Origin of the sequence: Pseudomonas sp. HLS-6 (assembly GCF_002753995.1) — a bacterium.
In the GTDB taxonomy this organism is placed as follows: Bacteria; Pseudomonadota; Gammaproteobacteria; order Pseudomonadales; family Pseudomonadaceae; genus Aquipseudomonas; species Aquipseudomonas defluvii.
Map to the genome: position 1 here is coordinate 4,662,220 of NZ_CP024478.1, position 13,287 is coordinate 4,675,506.

Annotated in this window: 23 protein-coding genes; all 23 read right to left on the reverse strand. The window is 55.3% G+C overall.

Annotated elements, in window-relative coordinates; all coding sequences use genetic code 11:
* Window position 1: 1 nt before the first annotated feature.
* The 23 genes from rpsE to rpsL all read right to left on the reverse strand — a co-directional run bounded on the left by rpsE (window position 2) and on the right by rpsL (window position 13,101).
* The gene (gene rpsE / locus CS390_RS21950) at window positions 2-502 is read right to left on the reverse strand and encodes a 30S ribosomal protein S5 (RefSeq protein WP_065759201.1); all 501 of its coding nucleotides are present in this window, start codon (window positions 500-502) and stop codon (window positions 2-4) included.
* Window positions 503-505: 3 nt separating this feature from the next.
* Window positions 506-856: a 50S ribosomal protein L18 gene (gene rplR, locus CS390_RS21955; protein WP_011531893.1), complete on the reverse strand. Its 351-nt coding sequence runs from the start codon at window positions 854-856 to the stop codon at window positions 506-508.
* Window positions 857-866: 10 nt separating this feature from the next.
* Entirely contained in the window at window positions 867-1,400 is a 534-nt protein-coding gene (gene rplF, locus CS390_RS21960; protein ID WP_065759202.1) for a 50S ribosomal protein L6, read from the reverse strand.
* 12 nt (window positions 1,401-1,412) lie between these two features.
* On the reverse strand, window positions 1,413-1,805 hold the full coding sequence (rpsH, locus tag CS390_RS21965; protein WP_010220313.1) for a 30S ribosomal protein S8: 393 nt from the start codon (window positions 1,803-1,805) through the stop codon (window positions 1,413-1,415).
* Window positions 1,806-2,011: 206 nt separating this feature from the next.
* Window positions 2,012-2,317, reverse strand: coding sequence for a 30S ribosomal protein S14 (gene rpsN, locus CS390_RS21970; RefSeq protein WP_065759203.1), 306 nt, complete (start codon window positions 2,315-2,317; stop codon window positions 2,012-2,014).
* A 13-nt stretch (window positions 2,318-2,330) separates the two neighbouring features.
* Entirely contained in the window at window positions 2,331-2,870 is a 540-nt protein-coding gene (rplE, locus tag CS390_RS21975) for a 50S ribosomal protein L5 (protein ID WP_009397500.1), read from the reverse strand.
* 20 nt (window positions 2,871-2,890) lie between these two features.
* Window positions 2,891-3,205 (reverse strand): 50S ribosomal protein L24, encoded by a 315-nt coding sequence (gene rplX / locus CS390_RS21980; RefSeq protein ID WP_008374158.1) that lies wholly within the window; start codon window positions 3,203-3,205, stop codon window positions 2,891-2,893.
* 11 nt (window positions 3,206-3,216) lie between these two features.
* Entirely contained in the window at window positions 3,217-3,585 is a 369-nt protein-coding gene (rplN, locus tag CS390_RS21985; protein ID WP_002555479.1) for a 50S ribosomal protein L14, read from the reverse strand.
* A gap of 23 nt (window positions 3,586-3,608) precedes the next feature.
* Window positions 3,609-3,875: a 30S ribosomal protein S17 gene (gene rpsQ, locus CS390_RS21990; protein WP_008374160.1), complete on the reverse strand. Its 267-nt coding sequence runs from the start codon at window positions 3,873-3,875 to the stop codon at window positions 3,609-3,611.
* A 2-nt stretch (window positions 3,876-3,877) separates the two neighbouring features.
* Complete coding sequence (gene rpmC / locus CS390_RS21995) at window positions 3,878-4,069, reverse strand: 50S ribosomal protein L29 (RefSeq protein ID WP_065759204.1); 192 nt, start codon at window positions 4,067-4,069, stop codon at window positions 3,878-3,880.
* Window positions 4,069-4,482 (reverse strand): 50S ribosomal protein L16, encoded by a 414-nt coding sequence (rplP, locus tag CS390_RS22000; RefSeq protein ID WP_003255479.1) that lies wholly within the window; start codon window positions 4,480-4,482, stop codon window positions 4,069-4,071. The genes rpmC and rplP overlap by 1 nt, the downstream gene beginning before the upstream one ends.
* 12 nt (window positions 4,483-4,494) lie before the next feature.
* A complete protein-coding gene (gene rpsC / locus CS390_RS22005) occupies window positions 4,495-5,181 on the reverse strand; it encodes a 30S ribosomal protein S3 (RefSeq protein ID WP_010220308.1) in 687 nt (228 codons plus the stop codon).
* A gap of 13 nt (window positions 5,182-5,194) precedes the next feature.
* Window positions 5,195-5,527: a 50S ribosomal protein L22 gene (gene rplV, locus CS390_RS22010; RefSeq protein WP_003103908.1), complete on the reverse strand. Its 333-nt coding sequence runs from the start codon at window positions 5,525-5,527 to the stop codon at window positions 5,195-5,197.
* A gap of 11 nt (window positions 5,528-5,538) precedes the next feature.
* Complete coding sequence (rpsS, locus tag CS390_RS22015; RefSeq protein WP_002555486.1) at window positions 5,539-5,814, reverse strand: 30S ribosomal protein S19; 276 nt, start codon at window positions 5,812-5,814, stop codon at window positions 5,539-5,541.
* Window positions 5,815-5,830: 16 nt separating this feature from the next.
* The gene (gene rplB / locus CS390_RS22020; protein ID WP_065759205.1) at window positions 5,831-6,655 is read right to left on the reverse strand and encodes a 50S ribosomal protein L2; all 825 of its coding nucleotides are present in this window, start codon (window positions 6,653-6,655) and stop codon (window positions 5,831-5,833) included.
* A gap of 14 nt (window positions 6,656-6,669) precedes the next feature.
* Window positions 6,670-6,969: a 50S ribosomal protein L23 gene (gene rplW, locus CS390_RS22025; RefSeq protein WP_065759206.1), complete on the reverse strand. Its 300-nt coding sequence runs from the start codon at window positions 6,967-6,969 to the stop codon at window positions 6,670-6,672.
* Window positions 6,966-7,568: a 50S ribosomal protein L4 gene (rplD, locus tag CS390_RS22030; protein ID WP_065759207.1), complete on the reverse strand. Its 603-nt coding sequence runs from the start codon at window positions 7,566-7,568 to the stop codon at window positions 6,966-6,968. The genes rplW and rplD overlap by 4 nt, the downstream gene beginning before the upstream one ends.
* A gap of 12 nt (window positions 7,569-7,580) precedes the next feature.
* Window positions 7,581-8,216 (reverse strand): 50S ribosomal protein L3, encoded by a 636-nt coding sequence (rplC, locus tag CS390_RS22035; protein ID WP_065759211.1) that lies wholly within the window; start codon window positions 8,214-8,216, stop codon window positions 7,581-7,583.
* An 81-nt stretch (window positions 8,217-8,297) separates the two neighbouring features.
* A complete protein-coding gene (gene rpsJ, locus CS390_RS22040) occupies window positions 8,298-8,609 on the reverse strand; it encodes a 30S ribosomal protein S10 (RefSeq protein ID WP_003186070.1) in 312 nt (103 codons plus the stop codon).
* A 142-nt stretch (window positions 8,610-8,751) separates the two neighbouring features.
* A complete protein-coding gene (gene tuf, locus CS390_RS22045) occupies window positions 8,752-9,945 on the reverse strand; it encodes an elongation factor Tu (RefSeq protein WP_099775969.1) in 1,194 nt (397 codons plus the stop codon).
* 30 nt (window positions 9,946-9,975) lie between these two features.
* Window positions 9,976-12,108 carry an elongation factor G gene (fusA, locus tag CS390_RS22050; protein ID WP_065761366.1) on the reverse strand — a complete coding sequence of 711 codons (2,133 nt, stop codon included), beginning with the start codon at window positions 12,106-12,108 and terminating at the stop codon, window positions 9,976-9,978.
* Between the two features lie 30 nt (window positions 12,109-12,138).
* Window positions 12,139-12,609, reverse strand: coding sequence for a 30S ribosomal protein S7 (rpsG, locus tag CS390_RS22055; RefSeq protein ID WP_003246741.1), 471 nt, complete (start codon window positions 12,607-12,609; stop codon window positions 12,139-12,141).
* A 120-nt stretch (window positions 12,610-12,729) separates the two neighbouring features.
* Window positions 12,730-13,101: a 30S ribosomal protein S12 gene (rpsL, locus tag CS390_RS22060; RefSeq protein ID WP_003186084.1), complete on the reverse strand. Its 372-nt coding sequence runs from the start codon at window positions 13,099-13,101 to the stop codon at window positions 12,730-12,732.
* Window positions 13,102-13,287 lie beyond the last annotated feature (186 nt).

Here is a 13,287-nt window from a genome sequence, read left to right on the forward strand (position 1 = left end):
ATCAGATGATCTCCTCAACACTCTTGCCACGCTTGGCGGCAATGGACTCAGGAGATTGCATGGCTTTCAGACCCTTGAAAGTGGCATGAACCACGTTCACTGGGTTGGTCGAACCGTAGCACTTGGCCAGAACGTTCTGAACACCAGCAACTTCCAGGACAGCACGCATTGCGCCGCCAGCGATGATACCGGTACCGTTAGAGGCAGGCTGCATGTAAACCTTCGAGGCGCCGTGGGCGGCCTTGGTAGCGTACTGCAGAGTGGTGCCGTTCAGGTCCACTTGAATCATGTTGCGACGAGCAGCTTCCATTGCCTTCTGGATCGCAGCAGGCACTTCACGCGACTTGCCACGGCCGAAGCCAACACGACCTTTACCATCACCAACCACGGTCAACGCGGTGAAAGTGAAGATACGGCCGCCTTTTACGGTTTTAGCTACGCGGTTAACTTGAACCAGCTTCTCGATGTAGCCTTCGTCGCGCTTTTGGTCGTTATTTGACATAACTTAGAACTCCAGCCCGCCTTCACGAGCAGCATCAGCCAGTGCCTTGACACGGCCGTGGTACTTGAAGCCAGAACGGTCGAAAGCAACTTGAGAAACGCCAGCGGCTTTCGCACGCTCGGCAACCAGCTTGCCAACCTTAGTGGCCGCGTCGATGTTGCCAGTGGCGCCATCACGCAGTTCTTTGTCCAAAGTCGAGGCGCTGGCCAGGACTTTGCTGCCGTCGGCCGAAATGACCTGGGCGTAGATGTGCTGCGAAGAGCGGAACACGCAGAGACGCACGGCTTCGAGCTCGTGCATTTTCAGACGTGCTTTGCGAGCGCGACGCAGTCGAGTAACTTTTTTGTCGGTCATTTGCTAGGCCCTACTTCTTCTTGGCTTCTTTACGACGGACGACTTCATCCGCGTAACGCACACCCTTACCTTTGTAAGGCTCTGGCGGACGGAAATCGCGAATTTCAGCGGCCACTTGACCAACCAGTTGCTTATCGATGCCCTTGATCAGGATATCGGTCTGGCTTGGGGTCTCAGCAGTGACGCCTTGCGGCAGCTGATAATCAACCGGGTGGGAGAAACCGAGAGCCAGGGACAGCACTTCGCCTTTGGCCTGAGCCTTGTAACCAACACCGACCAGCTGGAGCTTACGCTCGAAGCCTTGGCTTACGCCCTGGACCATGTTGTTAACCAGAGCACGGGTAGTACCGGCCATGGCGCGAGTCTGTTGATCGCCATTGCGAGCAGCGAAACGCAGCTCACCGGCTTCTTCGACGACTTCTACGGACGAGTGAACATTCAGTTCGAGAGTGCCCTTGGCACCCTTCACCGAAAGCTGTTGGCCGGCGAACTTAACTTCGACGCCTGCTGGCAGCTTTACGGGGTTCTTAGCGACGCGAGACATGCTTATCCCCCCTTAGAACACAGTGCAGAGAACTTCGCCGCCGACACCGGCAGCGCGCGCAGCACGATCAGTCATCACACCTTTGTTGGTGGAGACGATAGACACGCCCAGACCGCCACGTACTTTCGGCAGTTCTTCGACGGACTTGTACTGACGCAGGCCTGGACGACTTACGCGCTTGACTTCTTCGATGACTGGACGGCCTTCGAAGTATTTCAGCTCGATGGACAGCGACGGTTTAACTTCGCTGCTGACCTGGTAACCCGCGATGTAACCTTCGTCTTTCAGAACTTTGGCTACAGCCACCTTCAGGGTAGAAGAAGGCATGCTTACGACGGACTTTTCAGCCATCTGGGCATTACGGATTCGAGTTAGCATGTCCGCTAACGGGTCCTGCATACTCATGGGCTAGACGCTCCTGATACAAGAATAATTAGCCTTTCGGCTACTACAGACACCCGAACGACCCAGGAAAAACCCGGGCTCAGGTGAGCCGGTCATTCTAGACACATCCCAGAAACGAAACAAGCCCCATAAGGGGCTTGTTTCGTTGCCAGGTCACCGGCGGTCGGAAGATTGCTCCTCCTCCGCCAGGACACTGTCGGCACGTCTTACCAGCTGGCTTTAACCAGACCTGGGACGTCACCGCGCATTGCTGCTTCACGCAGCTTGTTACGGCCCAGGCCGAACTTGCGGTAAACGCCGTGTGGACGGCCGGTGATGCGGCAGCGGTTACGCATGCGCGAGGCGCTTGCGTCACGTGGCTGCTTCTGCAGAGCTACAGCTGCTGCCCAACGCTCTTCTGGAGTTGCATTCAGATTAACGATGGTAGCTTTGAGCTCAGCACGCTTCTTGGCGTATTTAGCAACCGTGAGCTGACGCTTCAGCTCGCGGTTTTTCATGCTCTTCTTGGCCATTTTCCTACTCCAATCAGTTGCGGAACGGGAATTTGAAAGCACGCAGCAGGGCGCGACCTTCGTCATCCGTACGAGCAGTAGTGGTCAGGGTAATGTCCAGACCGCGGAGAGCATCGATCTTGTCGTAATCGATTTCCGGGAAGATGATCTGCTCTTTCACGCCCATGCTGTAGTTGCCACGACCATCGAAGGACTTGGCATTCAGGCCGCGGAAGTCGCGAACCCGAGGCAGGGAGATCGCCAGCAGGCGGTCCAGGAATTCGTACATACGATCGCGGCGCAGAGTAACTTTAACGCCAATCGGCCAGCCCTCACGGACTTTGAAGCCCGCGATGGATTTCCGTGCGAAAGTCACAACGGCTTTTTGACCGGTGATCTTTTCCAGGTCAGCAACAGCGTGCTCGATGACTTTTTTGTCGCCGATCGCTTCGCCCAGACCCATGTTCAGGGTGATTTTGGTAACGCGCGGAACTTCCATCACGTTCGCCAGCTTAAGTTCTTCCTTAAGCTTGGGAGCGATTTCCTTCCGATAAATCTCTTTCAGTCGTGCCATGGTCTTCTACCTAGCAGTGTTCAAGCATCAACCGCTTTTTGGGTCGACTTGAAGACACGAATTTTTTTGCCTTCTTCTACTTTGAAACCAACGCGGTCAGCCTTGTTGGTTTCGCCGTTGAAAATGGCGACGTTGGAAGCGTGCAGTGGCGCTTCTTTCTCGACGATACCGCCTTGTACGCCCGACATAGGGTTAGGCTTGGTATGACGCTTCACCAGGTTGATCCCACCAACGACCAGACGGTCGTCAGCGAGCACCTTCAGCACCTTACCGCGCTTACCTTTGTCTTTGCCGGCGATCACGATGATCTCGTCGTCACGACGAATCTTTTGCATGTCGGATCTCCTTACAGCACTTCTGGGGCGAGCGAGACGATCTTCATGAACTTCTCAGTACGAAGTTCACGGGTCACTGGCCCAAAGATACGGGTGCCGATTGGCTCTTGCTTGTTGTTCAACAGAACAGCAGCGTTGCCATCAAAGCGGATAATCGAACCATCGGCACGGCGAACGCCGTGACGGGTGCGGACTACAACAGCAGTCATCACCTGGCCCTTTTTCACTTTACCGCGAGGAATTGCTTCCTTGACGGTTACTTTGATGATGTCACCGATACCGGCGTAACGACGGTGGGAACCGCCGAGCACCTTGATGCACATGACGCGACGAGCGCCGCTGTTATCGGCCACATCGAGCATGGATTGAGTCTGAATCATAAAATTTCTCCGACCCTTAGCCCTTAGACTTCAACAGCGCGTTCGAGAACTTCAACCAGTGCCCAGGACTTGGTCTTGGCCAGCGGACGGGTCTCGCGAATGGAGACCTTGTCGCCGATGTGGCACTGATTGGTTTCGTCGTGCGCGTGCAGCTTAGTCGAACGCTTAACGTATTTACCGTAGATCGGGTGCTTAACGCGACGCTCGATCAGTACGGTGATGGTCTTGTCCATTTTGTCGCTGACGACACGGCCAGTCAGCGTACGGACGGTTTTTTCAGCTTCAGCCATGATCACTTACCTGCCTGCTGGTTGAGCACAGTTTTCACGCGAGCGATGTCACGCTTAACTTGCGAGAGCAGGTGCGACTGCCCCAACTGGCCAGTTGCTTTCTGCATGCGCAGATTGAACTGGTCGCGCAGCAAGCCGAGCAGTTGCTCGTTCAGTTGCTGTGCTGATTTGTCACGAAGTTCATTCGCTTTCATCACATCACCGTCCGCTTAACAAAGGAGGTGGCGAGAGGCAGCTTTGCAGCCGCCAAGGCGAATGCCTCACGCGCCAGCTCTTCAGAAACACCCTCGATCTCGTACAGGACTTTGCCTGGCTGGATCTGGGCAACCCAGTACTCCACGGAACCCTTACCTTTACCCATCCGCACTTCGAGAGGCTTCTTGGAGATCGGCTTGTCCGGGAATACACGGATCCAGATCTTGCCGCCACGTTTTACGTGACGAGTCAGAGCACGACGTGCCGACTCGATCTGGCGAGCGGTGAGACGACCGCGAGCAACAGCTTTCAGAGCAAATTCGCCGAAGCTGACTTTGCTACCGCGCAGTGCCAGACCACGGTTGTGGCCGGTCATCTGCTTGCGGAATTTTGTACGCTTTGGTTGCAACATTTGGCGTACCCCTTACTTAGCAGCTTTTTTACGAGGCGCTGGTGCTTGTGGTTTCAGTTCTTCTTGGCGACCACCGATAACTTCGCCTTTGAAGATCCAAACCTTGACACCGATCACACCATAAGTGGTGTGAGCTTCGTAGGTGGCATAGTCGATATCGGCACGCAGGGTGTGCAGTGGCACACGACCTTCGCGATACCATTCAGTACGTGCGATTTCAGCACCGCCGAGACGACCGCTCACTTGGATTTTGATGCCTTTGGCACCAATACGCATGGCGTTCTGTACAGCGCGCTTCATGGCGCGACGGAACATCACACGACGCTCCAGCTGCTGAGCTACGCTCTGAGCAACCAGCATACCGTCGAGTTCCGGCTTGCGGATCTCTTCGATATTGATGTGCACAGGCACACCCATTTGCTTGGTCAGGTCCTGACGCAGTTTTTCAACATCCTCACCTTTCTTCCCGATAACGATACCTGGACGAGCGGTGTGGATGGTGATGCGTGCAGTTTGGGCCGGACGATGGATATCGATACGGCTAACGGACGCGCTTTTTAGTTTGTCTTGGAGATACTCACGCACGTTCAGATCTGCGAGCAAATAGTCCGCATAAGTCCGACCGTCTGCATACCAGACGGAGGTGTGCTCCTTGACGATTCCCAGGCGAATGCCAGTGGGATGTACTTTCTGACCCATCTGATCGACTCCGTTACTTGTCCGCAACCTTGACAGTGATATGGCAAGACCGCTTGACGATGCGATCAGCGCGGCCTTTGGCACGCGGCATGATACGCTTCAGCGAACGCCCTTCGTTGACGAAAACGGTGGAGACCTTCAGGTCATCAACGTCTGCGCCTTCGTTATGCTCGGCGTTGGCTACGGCCGACTCGAGGACTTTCTTCATGATTTCAGCGGCTTTCTTGCTGCTGAAGGCCAACAGGTTGAGCGCTTCGCCCACCTTCTTCCCGCGGATCTGGTCGGCGACCAAGCGGGCTTTCTGGGCGGAGATGCGAGCGCCCGACAACTTAGCGGCTACTTCCATTTCCTTACCCCTTAACGCTTGGCTTTCTTGTCAGCCACGTGCCCGCGGTAGGTGCGGGTACCGGCGAACTCGCCCAGTTTATGGCCGACCATGTCTTCGTTCACGAGAACTGGGACGTGTTGGCGACCGTTGTGTACCGCGATGGTCAAACCGACCATTTGTGGCAGGATCATGGAACGGCGCGACCAGGTTTTAACTGGTTTGCGATCGTTCTTTTCCGCCGCCACTTCGATCTTCTTCAGTAGGTGAAGATCAATAAAAGGACCTTTTTTCAGAGAACGTGGCACTGTCGTATCCCTCTATTTACTTGCGACGACGGACGATCATATTGTCGGTACGCTTATTACCACGAGTCTTAGCACCCTTAGTCGGGAAGCCCCATGGCGATACCGGATGACGACCACCGGAGGTACGACCTTCACCACCACCGTGCGGGTGGTCAACCGGGTTCATGGCAACACCACGAACGGTTGGGCGAACGCCACGCCAGCGTTTAGCACCAGCTTTACCCAGCGAACGCAGGCTGTGCTCGGAGTTCGAGACTTCACCCAGGGTCGCACGGCATTCAGCCAGGACTTTACGCATTTCACCAGAGCGCAGACGCAGGGTCACGTAGACACCTTCGCGAGCGATCAGCTGAGCCGAAGCACCAGCGGAACGAGCGATTTGTGCACCTTTGCCCGGCTTCAGTTCGATGCCGTGAATGGTGCTACCCACTGGGATGTTACGCAGCTGCAGGGAGTTGCCTGGCTTGATTGGAGCCAGAGCACCTGCGATCAGCTGGTCGCCAGCACTCACGCCTTTAGGGGCGATGATGTAGCGGCGCTCGCCGTCTGCATAGCACAGCAGTGCGATGTGAGCAGTACGGTTCGGATCGTATTCAATACGCTCGACAGTGGCGGCGATGCCGTCCTTGTCGTTGCGACGGAAGTCGACCATACGGTAATGCTGCTTATGACCACCACCTACGTGACGAGTAGTGATGCGGCCATTGTTGTTACGACCACCAGTCTTCGATTTCTTCTCGAGCAGCGGTGCGTGAGGAGCGCCTTTATGCAGCTCCTGGTTGACCACCTTGACCACGAAACGGCGGCCAGGGGAAGTCGGTTTGCATTTAACGATTGCCATGATGCACCCCTTCCTTACTCAGCACTGCTGCTGAAATCGAGATCTTGGCCTGGCTGAAGGGATACGATCGCCTTCTTCCAGTCATTGCGCTTGCCCAGACCACGAGCGGTGCGCTTGGTCTTACCCAGAACGTTCACGGTAGTGACGTTCTCGACCTTGACACCGAACAGACCTTCGACAGCCTTCTTGATTTCCAGCTTGGTTGCATCAGTAGCAACCTTGAATACGAACTGGCCTTTCTTCTCAGCCAGAACCGTGGCCTTCTCGGAAACGTGCGGGCCAAGTAGAACTTTAAATACGCGTTCCTGGTTCATCCCAGCAGCTCCTCGAATTTCTTCACGGCCGACACAGTGATCAACACTTTGTCGTATGCGATCAGACTGACCGGATCGGAACCTTGTACGTCACGTACATCGACGTGCGGCAGGTTGCGAGCAGCCAGGTACAGATTCTGATCAACAGCCTCAGAAACGATCAGTACGTCGGTCAGACCCATACCGTTCAGCTTGTTCAGCAGGTCTTTGGTTTTCGGTGCTTCAACAGCGAAGTCCTGAACCACGACCAGACGGTCGGTACGCACCAGCTCAGCGAGGATGGAGCGCAGTGCTGCGCGGTACATCTTCTTGTTGAGCTTCTGCGAGTGGTCCTGAGGACGAGCTGCGAAAGTGGTACCGCCGCCACGCCAGATTGGGCTACGGATAGTACCGGCACGAGCACGGCCAGTACCTTTCTGACGCCATGGGCGCTTACCGCCACCAGCAACGTCGGAACGGGTTTTCTGCTGCTTGGTACCTTGACGGCCGCCAGCCATGTAGGCCACGACTGCTTGGTGAACCAGCGTCTCGTTGAATTCGCCGCCGAAAGTCAGTTCGGAAACTTCGATCGCTTGAGCGTCATTTACATTTAGTTGCATGTCAGCTTCCCCTTAACCGCGAGCCTTGGCAGCCGGACGCACAACCAGATCGCCGCCAGTAGCGCCAGGAACGGCACCCTTGACCAGCAACAGATTGCGTTCAGCGTCGACGCGCACTACTTCGAGGGACTGAACGGTCACGCGCTCGGCGCCCATATGACCGGACATTTTTTTGCCCTTGAATACACGACCAGGAGTCTGGCACTGGCCGATAGAGCCCGGGACGCGGTGGGAAACGGAGTTACCGTGGGTGTTATCTTGACCGCGGAAATTCCAACGCTTGATGGTACCGGCAAAGCCTTTACCTTTGGACTGACCGGTAACATCTACCAGTTGGCCTGCAGCGAAGAGTTCAGCATTGATCAAGTCGCCAGCCTGGTACTCGCCTTCTTCAAGGCGGAATTCCCAGACACCGCGACCAGCGGCAACGTTCGCTTTAGCGAAGTGACCTGCCTGAGCAGCAGTCACGCGCGAAGCACGACGCTCACCTACAGTGACTTGCACTGCACGATAGCCATCGGTTTCTTCAGTTTTGAACTGGGTGACGCGATTCGGCTCGATCTCAATGACCGTGACCGGAATGGAGACACCTTCTTCGGTGAAAATACGGGTCATACCGCATTTACGACCGACTACACCAATAGTCATGTTGTAAACCTCATGAGTGTACGGGGCTTTCACCCGCTATGGCCGCCCATTTCAGAGCGTTACACGACTAAGACCCGAGTCTTAGCCGAGGCTGATCTGCACTTCCACACCTGCCGCAAGATCAAGCTTCATAAGTGCATCAACGGTTTTATCCGTTGGCTGGACGATGTCCAGTACGCGCTTATGAGTACGGATCTCGTACTGGTCACGCGCGTCTTTGTTGACGTGCGGGGAGACCAGAACGGTGAACCGCTCTTTACGGGTAGGCAGTGGAATTGGACCACGCACTTGAGCACCAGTACGTTTCGCGGTTTCCACGATTTCCTGGGTGGATTGGTCGATCAGGCGATGGTCAAAAGCCTTCAACCTGATACGGATTTGCTGATTTTGCATTGGATTTCAGACTCCAGGCTGCTATTCCCACCGGGCGCACTACGCCCGTTAAAAGGAGGCGTGATTCTATAGACGCCCCAGTTGGGTGTCAACCCAATAAAAAAAGCCCCCGCTGAGCGGGGGCTTTTCAAAGCATCGAATATTACTCGATGATTTTGGCTACGACGCCAGCGCCGACGGTACGACCGCCTTCACGGATAGCGAAACGCAGACCATCTTCCATTGCGATGGTTTTGATCAGAGTGACAGTCATCTGGATGTTGTCACCTGGCATTACCATTTCAACGCCTTCTGGCAGCTCGCAGTTACCAGTCACGTCAGTAGTACGGAAGTAGAACTGTGGACGGTAGCCTTTGAAGAACGGAGTATGACGGCCGCCTTCTTCCTTGCTCAGAACGTAAACTTCTGCGGTGAACTTGGTGTGCGGCTTAACCGAACCTGGCTTAACCAGAACCTGACCACGCTCAACGTCGTCACGCTTGGTACCACGCAGCAGAACGCCGCAGTTCTCGCCAGCACGACCTTCGTCCAGCAGCTTGCGGAACATCTCAACACCGGTGCAGGTGGTGGTGGTGGTGTCACGCAGACCAACGATTTCCAGAGCGTCTTGAACGCGGACGATACCACGCTCGATACGACCGGTAACAACAGTACCACGACCAGAGATCGAGAATACGTCTTCGATTGGCATCAGGAACGGCTTGTCGATAGCGCGCTCTGGCTCTGGGATGTAGCTGTCCAGAGTTTCAACCAGCTTCTTGACAGCGGTGGTGCCCATGCCGTTGTCGTCTTTGCCTTCCAGCGCCATACGAGCAGAACCGATGATGATCGGAGTGTCGTCGCCTGGGAAGTCATAGGTGGACAGCAGGTCGCGAACTTCCATCTCAACCAGTTCCAGCAGCTCTGCGTCGTCTACCAGGTCAGCCTTGTTCAGGAAGACCACGATGTACGGAACGCCTACCTGACGGGACAGCAGGATGTGCTCACGGGTTTGTGGCATCGGACCATCGGCGGCCGAGCAAACCAGGATAGCGCCGTCCATCTGAGCAGCACCGGTGATCATGTTCTTCACGTAGTCAGCGTGACCTGGGCAGTCAACGTGAGCGTAGTGACGAATGTTCGAGTTGTACTCGACGTGCGCGGTGTTGATGGTGATACCGCGAGCTTTCTCTTCTGGAGCGCTGTCGATCTTGTCGAATTCGACAACAGCCGAACCGAAAACTTCGGAGCAGACGCGAGTCAGAGCAGCAGTCAGAGTGGTTTTACCATGGTCAACGTGACCGATGGTGCCAACGTTGACGTGCGGAAGGGAACGATCAAATTTTTCTTTAGCCACGACAATTAACTCCTAGCCTAAAGGACTGAATCAGCCTTGTTTTTTAACGAGCGCTTCGACGATGTTCGACGGAGCCTCAGCGTATTTGGAGAATTCCATGGAGTAGCTCGCGCGACCCTGAGACATGGAACGAACGTCGGTCGCATAACCGAACATCTCTCCGAGCGGAACTTCAGCACGGACAACCTTGCCGGACACCGAATCTTCCATACCCTGGATCAGACCACGACGACGGTTCAGGTCACCCATCACGTCACCCATGTAGTCCTCAGGGGTCACAACTTCCACCTTCATGATCGGCTCAAGCACTTTACCGCCGCCTTTCGTGGCCAGCTGCTTGGTCGCCATGGAGGCCGCCACCTTGAACGCCATCTCGTTGGAGTCGACGTCGTGGTAGGAACCATCAAACACGGTTGCCTTCAGGCCGATCAGCGGATAGCCGGCAACGATGCCGTTCTTCATCTGCTCTTCGATACCCTTCTGGATAGCCGGGATGTATTCCTTCGGAACCACACCACCCACAACCTCGTTAGTGAAAACCAGGCCTTCAGTGATGTTGCCCTTATCGTCCACGTCTGGCTGCGAGAAGCGAATCCAGCAGTGACCGAACTGACCGCGACCACCGGACTGACGGACGAACTTACCTTCGATCTCGACGTTGTCCTTGGTGATCTGCTCGCGGTAGGAAACCTGCGGCTTACCGATGTTGGCTTCAACGTTGAACTCGCGCTTCATGCGGTCAACGAGGATGTCCAGGTGAAGCTCGCCCATACCCGAGATAATGGTCTGGCCGGTTTCTTCGTCGGTCTTGACGCGGAACGACGGGTCTTCCTGAGCCAACTTGCCCAGTGCGATACCCATCTTTTCCTGATCCTGCTTGGTTTTCGGCTCAACAGCTACCGAAATTACTGGCTCAGGGAAATCCATACGCTCAAGGATTACCGGCTTGTCGGCATCACAGAGGGTATCACCAGTGGTGACATCTTTCATGCCGATCAGCGCAGCGATGTCGCCTGCACGTACTTCCTTGATCTCTTCACGCTGGTTGGCGTGCATCTGCACCATACGACCAACGCGCTCTTTCTTGCCCTTGACCGAGTTGATCACGGAGTCACCAGAGCTCAGGAAGCCCGAGTAGACGCGCACGAAAGTCAGAGTACCAACGAATGGGTCGGTAGCGATCTTGAACGCCAAAGCCGAGAACGGCTCATCATCGCTAGCGTGACGCTCGATTTTCGGAGCGCTTTCGTCGTCGATGTTATCCGGATGGATACCCTGAATTGCAGGGATCTCGGTCGGAGCAGGCAGGAAGTCGATAACGGCGTCAAGAACCAGAGGAACACCCTTGTTCTTGAAGGAAGAGCCGCAGACAGCCGGAACGATCTCGCTAGCCAGGGTGCGAGCACGCAGACCAGCCTTGATTTCTTCGACGGACAGCTCACCTTCTTCAAGGTACTTGTTCATCAGCTCTTCGTTGGCCTCAGCAGCAGCTTCGACCATATTGGCGCGCCACTCTTCAGCCAGCTCCAGCATATCAGCAGGAATTTCTTCCTCGCGATAGGTGGTGCCCTTGTCGTCTTCGTTCCAGTAGATTGCCTTCATCTTGATCAGATCAACCTGACCTTCGAAGTTCTCTTCCGAACCGATAGCCAGCTGGACAGGAACCGGGGTGTGACCCAGACGGTTCTTGATCTGACCAACTACGCGCAGGAAGTTAGCACCTGCACGGTCCATCTTGTTCACGTAAACAACACGTGGAACACCGTACTTGTTGGCCTGACGCCATACGGTTTCGGACTGAGGCTCAACACCGGAGGTACCGCAGAACACAACGACAGCGCCGTCGAGTACACGCAGGGAACGCTCTACTTCAATAGTGAAGTCAACGTGGCCTGGTGTATCAATGACGTTTACGCGGTAGTTGTCGTACTGACCACGGGAACCTTTCCAGAAGGTAGTAACGGCAGCAGAGGTAATGGTAATACCCCGCTCCTGCTCCTGAACCATCCAGTCGGTGGTCGCGGCGCCATCATGCACCTCGCCCATTTTGTGGCTCAGGCCTGTGTAGAACAGGATCCGCTCGGTAGTGGTAGTCTTGCCCGCATCAACGTGCGCACAGATACCGATGTTACGGTAGCGGTTAATTGCTGTAGTACGAGCCATAAAGCCCTCGCAAAAAAATTGATGCTGTGATTAGAAGCGGTAGTGCGAGAAAGCCTTGTTGGCTTCAGCCATACGGTGTACGTCTTCACGCTTCTTGACTGCAGCACCTTTGCCTTCAGCAGCATCCAGCAGTTCGCCGGCCAGGCGCAGCGCCATGGACTTCTCGCCACGCTTGCGGGCGTAGTCTACCAGCCAGCGCATTGCCAGCGCGTTACGACGGGATGGACGAACTTCAACAGGAACCTGGTAAGTGGCACCGCCAACACGGCGCGACTTTACTTCGACCAGCGGAGCGATGGCGTCGAGAGCTTTCTCGAAGATTTCCAGGGGATCGCTGTTCTTGCGTGCTTTGACGGTATCCAGAGCACCGTAAACGATGCGCTCGGCTACGGCCTTCTTGCCGCTTTCCATCACGTGGTTCATGAACTTGGCGAGAATCTGGCTTCCGTATTTCGGATCGTCCAGAATCTCACGCTTGGCTGCTACACGACGTCTTGGCATTGATAAGCCCTCAAACGGTCTTCAGGTTAGCCCGGGACACCTGACCCACTGGGTGCGTGCCCGACCTTACTCTTATCGACTCAATAAAATGAATAACTGCAAACTGCTGCAAACGGCCGATTACTTCGGACGCTTGGTACCGTACTTCGAACGGCCTTGGTTACGACCTTTGACGCCGGAGGTATCCAGGGAACCGCGAACGGTGTGGTAACGAACACCTGGCAAGTCTTTTACACGACCGCCACGAATCAGCACCACGCTGTGCTCTTGCAGGTTGTGGCCTTCACCACCGATGTACGAGGAAACCTCGAAACCGTTGGTCAGACGCACACGGCATACTTTACGCAGTGCCGAGTTAGGTTTTTTCGGCGTGGTGGTGTACACACGAGTGCATACGCCACGACGTTGCGGGCAGTTCTGCAGCGCAGGAACGTCGGATTTCTCGACGATACGCTTACGCGGCTGACGTACCAGCTGGTTGATAGTTGCCATCTACTAGCTCCACTGTTGTCTTGCGACGCTATTGTCTTGCAAGAAAAGCAAAATGGCAGGACGAAGTCCCACCAAATTTAGGGGTACAAGAGTCTAAAGAGGATCTTGTCCCCAGTCAAGGCAAGGCCCCAGCCTCCCCTCCCCGGCTGTCGGTGACAATAACAGTCACCGACGACCGGAGTGAGG

Excerpts from the sequence above, each read along its gene's own strand:
- rpsE (WP_065759201.1), bottom strand. The coding sequence starts at position 502 with ATGTCAAATAACGACCAAAAGCGCGACGAAGGCTACATCGAGAAGCTG.
- rplR (WP_011531893.1), bottom strand. The coding sequence starts at position 856 with ATGACCGACAAAAAAGTTACTCGACTGCGTCGCGCTCGCAAAGCACGT.
- rplF (WP_065759202.1), bottom strand. The coding sequence starts at position 1,400 with ATGTCTCGCGTCGCTAAGAACCCCGTAAAGCTGCCAGCAGGCGTCGAA.
- rpsH (WP_010220313.1), bottom strand. The coding sequence starts at position 1,805 with ATGAGTATGCAGGACCCGTTAGCGGACATGCTAACTCGAATCCGTAAT.
- rpsN (WP_065759203.1), bottom strand. The coding sequence starts at position 2,317 with ATGGCCAAGAAGAGCATGAAAAACCGCGAGCTGAAGCGTCAGCTCACG.
- rplE (WP_009397500.1), bottom strand. The coding sequence starts at position 2,870 with ATGGCACGACTGAAAGAGATTTATCGGAAGGAAATCGCTCCCAAGCTT.
- rplX (WP_008374158.1), bottom strand. The coding sequence starts at position 3,205 with ATGCAAAAGATTCGTCGTGACGACGAGATCATCGTGATCGCCGGCAAA.
- rplN (WP_002555479.1), bottom strand. The coding sequence starts at position 3,585 with ATGATTCAGACTCAATCCATGCTCGATGTGGCCGATAACAGCGGCGCT.
- rpsQ (WP_008374160.1), bottom strand. The coding sequence starts at position 3,875 with ATGGCTGAAGCTGAAAAAACCGTCCGTACGCTGACTGGCCGTGTCGTC.
- rpmC (WP_065759204.1), bottom strand. The coding sequence starts at position 4,069 with ATGAAAGCGAATGAACTTCGTGACAAATCAGCACAGCAACTGAACGAG.
- rplP (WP_003255479.1), bottom strand. The coding sequence starts at position 4,482 with ATGTTGCAACCAAAGCGTACAAAATTCCGCAAGCAGATGACCGGCCAC.
- rpsC (WP_010220308.1), bottom strand. The coding sequence starts at position 5,181 with ATGGGTCAGAAAGTACATCCCACTGGCATTCGCCTGGGAATCGTCAAG.
- rplV (WP_003103908.1), bottom strand. The coding sequence starts at position 5,527 with ATGGAAGTAGCCGCTAAGTTGTCGGGCGCTCGCATCTCCGCCCAGAAA.
- rplB (WP_065759205.1), bottom strand. The coding sequence starts at position 6,655 with ATGGCAATCGTTAAATGCAAACCGACTTCCCCTGGCCGCCGTTTCGTG.
- rplW (WP_065759206.1), bottom strand. The coding sequence starts at position 6,969 with ATGAACCAGGAACGCGTATTTAAAGTTCTACTTGGCCCGCACGTTTCC.
- rplD (WP_065759207.1), bottom strand. The coding sequence starts at position 7,568 with ATGCAACTAAATGTAAATGACGCTCAAGCGATCGAAGTTTCCGAACTG.
- rplC (WP_065759211.1), bottom strand. The coding sequence starts at position 8,216 with ATGACTATTGGTGTAGTCGGTCGTAAATGCGGTATGACCCGTATTTTC.
- rpsJ (WP_003186070.1), bottom strand. The coding sequence starts at position 8,609 with ATGCAAAATCAGCAAATCCGTATCAGGTTGAAGGCTTTTGACCATCGC.
- fusA (WP_065761366.1), bottom strand. The coding sequence starts at position 12,108 with ATGGCTCGTACTACAGCAATTAACCGCTACCGTAACATCGGTATCTGT.
- rpsG (WP_003246741.1), bottom strand. The coding sequence starts at position 12,609 with ATGCCAAGACGTCGTGTAGCAGCCAAGCGTGAGATTCTGGACGATCCG.
- rpsL (WP_003186084.1), bottom strand. The coding sequence starts at position 13,101 with ATGGCAACTATCAACCAGCTGGTACGTCAGCCGCGTAAGCGTATCGTC.